Source organism: Halomonas sp. BC04, assembly GCF_000568385.1.
The window spans coordinates 1-6,730 of sequence record NZ_AZQX01000038.1; the positions used below are offsets into that span (position 1 = coordinate 1).

The 6,730-nt window shown below is 63.2% G+C and carries 3 protein-coding genes and 3 pseudogenes; 3 read left to right on the top strand and 3 right to left on the bottom strand.

Going from position 1 to position 6,730, the window contains the following annotated elements; genetic code table 11:
* The 3 genes and pseudogenes from Q427_RS02835 to acnB all read right to left on the bottom strand — a co-directional run.
* Positions 1–150 (bottom strand): annotated as a pseudogene (locus tag Q427_RS02835) (putative 4-hydroxy-4-methyl-2-oxoglutarate aldolase); the annotation flags it as partial.
* 150 nt (positions 151–300) lie between these two features.
* On the bottom strand, positions 301–903 hold the full coding sequence (locus Q427_RS02840; RefSeq protein ID WP_043510811.1) for a porin family protein: 603 nt from the start codon (positions 901–903) through the stop codon (positions 301–303).
* Positions 904–1,246: 343 nt separating this feature from the next.
* Positions 1,247–3,846, bottom strand: a pseudogene (gene acnB / locus Q427_RS02845) (bifunctional aconitate hydratase 2/2-methylisocitrate dehydratase).
* A 293-nt stretch (positions 3,847–4,139) separates the two neighbouring features.
* On the opposite strand from acnB, the gene Q427_RS02850 reads away from it, so the two are divergent.
* From Q427_RS02850 to Q427_RS02860, 3 genes and pseudogenes are all read left to right on the top strand, one after another.
* Positions 4,140–4,589, top strand: a complete 450-nt coding sequence (locus Q427_RS02850) for a DUF1289 domain-containing protein (RefSeq protein WP_043510814.1) — start codon at positions 4,140–4,142, stop codon at positions 4,587–4,589.
* 47 nt (positions 4,590–4,636) lie between these two features.
* Entirely contained in the window at positions 4,637–5,296 is a 660-nt protein-coding gene (locus Q427_RS02855) for a tRNA-(ms[2]io[6]A)-hydroxylase (protein ID WP_051496077.1), read from the top strand.
* Between the two features lie 32 nt (positions 5,297–5,328).
* Positions 5,329–6,730: pseudogene (locus tag Q427_RS02860) on the top strand (AfsR/SARP family transcriptional regulator); the annotation flags it as partial.

Sequence of the window (6,730 nt, forward strand, 5' to 3'; positions counted from 1 at the left end):
CTCCTTGACCAGCGAATTATCCTCGAAGCACTTCACGGTACGCACCGGTCCGCAGAATGCCTCGCGGCCACCGAAGTTGACGAAGACGGGATCGAGTACCTGTACTTCGGGGTGGGCGTCGCAGATGTCGGGTGTAATGATGGCGCTCATGGACGGCTCCTGGCCTGAAGAAATGACGATGTCGCACGATGATGCCACACTTCGTGCGGGGTCACCGTCGTCGTTTCGTCGGAGCTTTCATCAAGAGTCGGCGACGCCGGGACAAGGCCCGGCGTCATGGGTCGTGATGGAAGGGAGGCGTTAGAAGCGAAAGCCGACCGAGGCGCTGAAGGTATCGATGGTGTAGTCGCTATCGAAGTCGTAGCGTTCGTATTCGGCCCTCAGCATGATCGGGTTGAAGTCGAACCGGGCGCCGACACCGTAGACCGGGTCGAAACCGTCGTTGTCCTGCAGTTCGAGGCTGGCATCGCCGAGGTTGCCTTCGACCTTGGTTTCCCAACTGGCAGCACCCACCTTGGCAAAGGGGCTGAACCAGGGTGTTATCGGAAACTGGCCGACCAGGTTGGCGCCATAGGCGGTGGATTCCAGATCGGTGCTGGCGCCGTCCTGACCGCGTAGCCGGACCCTTCCCAGGTCGGCATAGAAGACTTCGGCTGCCAGGTAGCGATTGATCTGGTAGCCGGCAAAGCCCTTCCAGACGTTGCCGTCATCGTCGATGCTGAAGTTGCGCCCTCCGCTCTCGATGAAATTGTCGACCTCGTCGCGATCATTTTCCAGTGAACTGAAGCCGGTGCCCAGGCCGAGATAGGCGTAGGTTTGATGCGGTGGATTGGCGAGTGCGGTATTGGCGGCCAATAGAGCGGCAGAGGCGAGCAAAGCGGTCAGTAATTTTCTTGCCGACATTGATTTCTCCTTGATGTCCTTTGCCTTGATATCCTTGGCTTTTTCTTGTCATGCGGTCATTCCGCCGGCTGTGCCGATGCGCTGAAATAATATCGGCTGTCAGCGCAGTGCTATGACAACCTATGACATCTATAACGTAGTCTCGTGGCCTGAGCGCCACAAGCTGACTGAGGTTACGAAAGGTTCGCTGCCGTCGCCGTTGTTGCTGCCTGAACGGCCGCGCACAAAAAAGCGCCCCAATGAAGGGGCGCTTTGGTCATCGGCTCCGGCCGTCACCCTTGGGTGGGGGCCTTCGATGTTGCGAGCATCGGAGTCGAAATAATGCTTCCGGGGTCATAGCTTATCAGGCTTCCTGGGCTACGGGTATCACATTCGAGGCCGCTTTCTGATACTCCTCGATTTCATGGAAGTTCATGTAACGATAGATCTCTCCGGCCATGGCGTCGAATTCGCCCATGTAACGCTGGTACTCCTCGACGCTCGGCAGGCGACCTTCCACCGCGGCCACCGCCGCCAGTTCCGCTGAGGCCAGGTAGACATTGGCACCGTCGCCCAGGCGGTTCGGGAAGTTGCGGGTGGAGGTGGAGACCACGGTGCTCTTGGCGGCAACGCGGGCCTGGTTACCCATGCACAGCGAGCAGCCCGGCATCTCCATGCGCGCACCGGCGCGGCCGTAGATGCCGTAGTAGCCCTCTTCCGTCAGCTGGTGCTGGTCCATCTTGGTGGGCGGCGCCAGCCACAGGCGGGTCTTCAGGCTGCCGGCCGGCTGCTTCTCGAGCAGCTTGCCCGCGGCGCGGAAGTGACCGATGTTGGTCATGCACGAACCGATGAACACCTCGTCGATCTTCTCGCCGGCCACTTCGGAAAGCAGGCGGGCGTCGTCCGGGTCGTTCGGCGCGCAGAGGATCGGCTCCTTGATCTCGTCCAGGTCGATCTCGATGACCTCGGCGTACTCGGCATCCTTGTCGGCGCGCATCAGGCTCGGGTTGGCCAGCCACTCTTCCATCGCCGCGATACGACGGCTGATGGTGCGTTCTTCGCCGTAGCCGTTGCTGATCATCCACTTCAGCAGGGTGATGTTGGACTTCAGGTACTCGGCGACGCTCTCCTCGGAGAGCGTGATGGTGCAGCCGGCAGCGGAGCGCTCGGCGGAGGCGTCGGAGAGCTCGAAAGCCTGCTCGACGGTGAGGTCGTCGAGTCCTTCGATCTCCAGCACGCGACCGGAGAAGGCATTCTTCTTGCCCGCCTTGGCTACGGTCAGCAGACCATGCTTGATCCCGTAGTAGGGGATGGCGTGGACCAGGTCACGCAGGGTGACGCCGGGCTGCCGCTTGCCCTTGAAGCGAACCAGTACCGACTCCGGCATGTCCAGCGGCATGACGCCGGTGGCGGCGGCGAAGGCCACCAGGCCAGAGCCGCCGGGAAGGAGATGCCCATCGGGAAGCGCGTGTGGGAGTCGCCGCCGGTACCCACGGTGTCGGGCAGCAGCATGCGGTTCAGCCAGCTGTGAATGATGCCGTCGCCGGGACGCAGCGAGACACCGCCACGGTTCATGATGAAGTCGGGCAGGGTGTGGTGGGTGTCCACGTCGACCGGCTTCGGGTAGGCGGCGGTGTGGCAGAAGGACTGCATCACCAGGTCGGCCTGGAAGCGAGGCAGGCCAGGTCCTTGAGCTCGTCGCGGGTCATCGGACCGGTGGTGTCCTGGGAGCCGACGGTGGTCATCTTGGGCTCGCAGTACATGCCCGGGCGAACGCCGTCCAGGCCGCAGGCCTTGCCGACCATCTTCTGGGCCAGGGTGAAACCTTGCCGGTGTCGACGGGCTGCTCGGGCAGGCGGAAGACGTCGGAGGGCGCCAGGCCCAGGGACTCGCGCGCCTTGCCGGTGAGGCCACGGCCGATGATCAGCGGGATGCGGCCGCCGGCACGCACCTCATCGAGGATCAGCTGGGTCTTGAGCTCGAAGGTGGTGACGACCTCGTCGGTGCCGTGCTTGCACACTTTGCCTTCATAGGGGTAGACGTCGATGACGTCGCCCATTTCCATGTTGGCAACGTCCATCTCGATGGGCAGGGCGCCGGAATCTTCCATGGTGTTGAAGAAGATCGGGGCGATCTTGCCGCCGAAGCAGAAGCCGCCGGCGCGCTTGTTGGGCACGTTGGGAATATCGTCGCCGAAGAACCACAGCACCGAGTTGGTGGCAGACTTGCGCGAGGAGCCGGTGCCGACCACGTCGCCCACGTAGGCGACCGGGAAGCCCTTGGCCTTCACTTCCTCGATCTGCTTCAACGGGCCGGTGGTGCCGGGCACTTCCGGTACGATGCCTTCGCGCTCGTTCTTGAGCATGGCGTTGGCATGCAGCGGAATGTCGGGGCGCGACCAGGCGTCCGGGGCAGGGGAGAGTCGTCGGTATTGGTCTCGCCGGGCACCTTGAACACGGTCAGGGTGATCTTCTCGGCCGGGGCGGGCTTGGACAGGAACCACTCGGCGTCGGCCCAGGACTGCATGACGTCCTTGGCCACGGCATTGCCTGCCTTGGCCCGCTCTTCCACATCGTGGAAGGCGTCGAACATCAGCAGGGTGTGCTTGAGCTGTTCGCCCGTCTCCTTGGCCAGTTCGGGGTCGTCGAGCAGCTCCACCAGCGAGACGATGTTATAGCCACCCTGCATGGTGCCCAGCAGCTTGACGGCATGCACCTTGTCGATCAGCGGAGAGCTGGCCTCACCCTTGGCGATGGCGGTCAGGAAGCCGGCCTTGACGTAGGCTGCCTCGTCAACGCCCGGGGGAACGCGGTTGGTCAGCAGGTCGAGAACGAACTCCTCTTCACCGGCGGGCGGGTTCTTCAGCAGTTCGACCAGAGCGGCGACCTGCTCGGCGTTCAGAGGCTTCGGCGGGACGCCCTCGGCGGCGCGTTCCTCGACATGTTGGCGATAGGCTTCAAGCACGTTGGGGCCCTCTTCTATAGTGTTGGCCAAAGCACACCGATGCATCATCGGCATCGGTGAAATGACGGCTCTGGCTAGTGAAACAACCGGGTCACTGGGTGCGGCGATTCTACGCCAAACTGTCGACAATGTTAAGGCGACCCCCCTGGGGGCCGCCTTGAACTTTGGTCGGCGCAATGTTCGTGCGGTTACAAATCGTGCGACATTGAACTGCCTCGACAGGTGCCTGTCGCACTCGGTCGCGTTACCATGGGCACCGAAATATCAGGGAATCGACCGAGGTGGGAAGCGCCATGGCTGCCAGCATCACATCTCCCTGCGTGGGGCTCTGTTCCACCACGCTCGGCGACCCGGTCTGCCGGGGTTGCCAGCGTGGCGACGGTGAGATCCTCGACTGGTTTGGCCTGTCCGGTGACGAACGTGCGGCGCGCATGGCGGAACTGGATGCGCTGCGTGAAAGCGTGGCTGGTCGCTTCCTGTGCGTGGTGGATGCCGACTGCCTCGAAGCCCAGCTGCTGCGTTACCGAATCCGCTTCCGGCCCGAACAGCCGGCGCTTTCGCGAGCGGTGGAGTTGTTGCGGGTGGGGCGCACGCGCATCCAGGCGCTGCCACGTTATGGTCTGGTACCCACCGAAGCGGCCCTTGGCCTGGATGTCGCAGAACTACACGCACGGCTCAGCCAGGCGCTGAACGAGGCCGCCGAACACCGCCGCGCTGAGCAGCAGCGCTCAAGCAAGACATAGCAACGCACCACCCGATCTGTCGATTGCACACTACCCGAGCCAATGACATGCCCGAGACCATGCCCGAAACCATTTCCGAGACAGGGGAAGCGCCCAGCGACGAGTGCCTGCTGGCACCGGACCTGCTGGACTTCCTGGGCTGTGCGACACCCGATGCCTGGATAGCCTGGGCGCTCGAGAATCCCGAGCTGCTGCTGATCGATCACGCGCAGTGCGAGAAGAAGGCGGCCTCGACGGCAATGAGTCTCCTGTATCGTTACGTCAACGAGCCCTTGCTGCTGACCAAGATGTCGCAGCTTGCCCGGGAGGAGTTGCTGCACTTCGAGCAGGTAGTGAAACTGATGGAGAGTCGGGGTATCGTCTATCGTCATCTCAGCGCCTCCCGATACGCGGAAGGGCTGCGCCAGCACGTCACGCCTCAAGAACCGGCGCGGCTGGTCGATATTCTGATTATTGGCGCCTATATCGAGGCGCGAAGCTGTGAACGGTTTGCTCGACTGATTCCACACCTGGATGCCGAGCTTGCCAAGTTCTACCGCACTCTGGTTAAGTCGGAAGGTCGTCATTACGAGGATTATCTAATGTTGGCGCGGCATCTCGCTCCAGGGCCTATCGACGACCGGGTTGCCTTTTTCGCCGAACGCGAAGCAGAGCTGATAGTCACGCCGGACAAGGCGTTTCGTTTTCATAGTGGTGTGCCGGGCTGAGGCCACCGCTTTCGCCATGCAGGGTTCCCGACATGCAGGACGCTCCACAAGACGTTCATAATAACGAATGGGATCAGCTAGCGCTGTTTGGACAGTTTTCTCTGACACTGGGCGATGACGTCCTCAACCAGTTCAGTTATGACAAGGTCAAGGCGCTACTGGTCTATCTGCTGCTGCACCAGCAACCCATCAACCGGGCCAGCCTGGCCGAGTTGCTGTGGCCCGACCAGGGCCTCTCTTCCGGGCGCACCAACCTGCGCCATGCCCTGCACTGTCTGCGGCAGTCGCTGGGAGAAGAGGCAGAGCGGGTGCTGGTGGTATCCCGCCAGACCATTGCCTTCCGACTTCCCGAGAGCTGGCACTTCGACCTGCATGAACTCCAGCGGCTCCTCGAAGGACCCAAGGATATCGCAACCCTCGAGCGGCTGCTTCAACGCTACCGTGGCGATCTGGTCGAAGAGCTTCAGCTGCCTTCCTGCACCGAGTTCCAGCGTTGGCTGGTACAGCTGCGCAATGAATGGCGCCAGCGGGTGATCCGCTTTTCCGAGGCCATCCTCGAGAGCAACGACGAGGTGCCCGACCATCTGTTGCAGGCCCTGGTCAGCCGCTTCTCGGGCTATGGCCCCTTCCACGAACGCCTGGTGCGCCAGCTGGCCGAACAGGGCCAGCTGGCGGCCGCCCACGAACAGTACAGCGCCTATCTGCAGCTGCTGGCCCTTTCCGGTCAGCAGCCCGAGCCTGGCTTCCTGCAGCTGGCGCGCTACTGGTCCGACGGCAATCCCGACCTGCAGGGACTCTCCTCGCAGGGCGCCTTCTCTCGCACCTGGCGGCCGGCAGCTCGCCGCTGCGGGAGGACGAGATCGAGCAGCGCCAGCTTTCGGTCATGGCCATTCGCCTGCGCGTGAAGGGCGAGTTCTCGGCCCGCGACGAGACCCGCGCCTGCCTGGCCCTGCAGATCGAGCTGATGCGCTGGCTGGAACAGCAGTGTCATCACCTGGGGGGGTTCTGGCTGCCCGGCGCTACCGGTGGCCTGGGCCTGGCCTGCTTCGGTACCCACGGCCCGGCGCACCAGCTGGCCGAACTGGTCGCACTCTACGAACACTGCCGTCGGGTGCTGCCCGACGAGATTGCGCGCCACTGGAGCGGTGCGGACGATGCGCCGCGTATTGAACTGGCCGCCGGCCTCAACAGCGGCCGCGTGGTCTATCTGCCCGAGCGTCAACTGGTCGACCCACTGGGGCAGGTGACCCAGGGTGCCCTCGAGTTGATGACCGCCGCGGAAGGCAGTGAACTGGTGATTTCCCAGGAAGCCAGCCAGCACATGCCGCCGGCGCTGGACCTGCAGCCGCGTCTCTCCTCGCGGCTGGTGGCGAGCGACGGCCGCGTACGCCTGCGTGCCCTGGTACTGGGACACAACGAAGGCGGGCGCGATGC

Excerpts from the sequence above, each read along its gene's own strand:
- Q427_RS02840 (WP_043510811.1), bottom strand. The coding sequence starts at position 903 with ATGTCGGCAAGAAAATTACTGACCGCTTTGCTCGCCTCTGCCGCTCTA.
- Q427_RS02850 (WP_043510814.1), top strand. The coding sequence starts at position 4,140 with ATGGCTGCCAGCATCACATCTCCCTGCGTGGGGCTCTGTTCCACCACG.
- Q427_RS02855 (WP_051496077.1), top strand. The coding sequence starts at position 4,637 with ATGCCCGAGACCATGCCCGAAACCATTTCCGAGACAGGGGAAGCGCCC.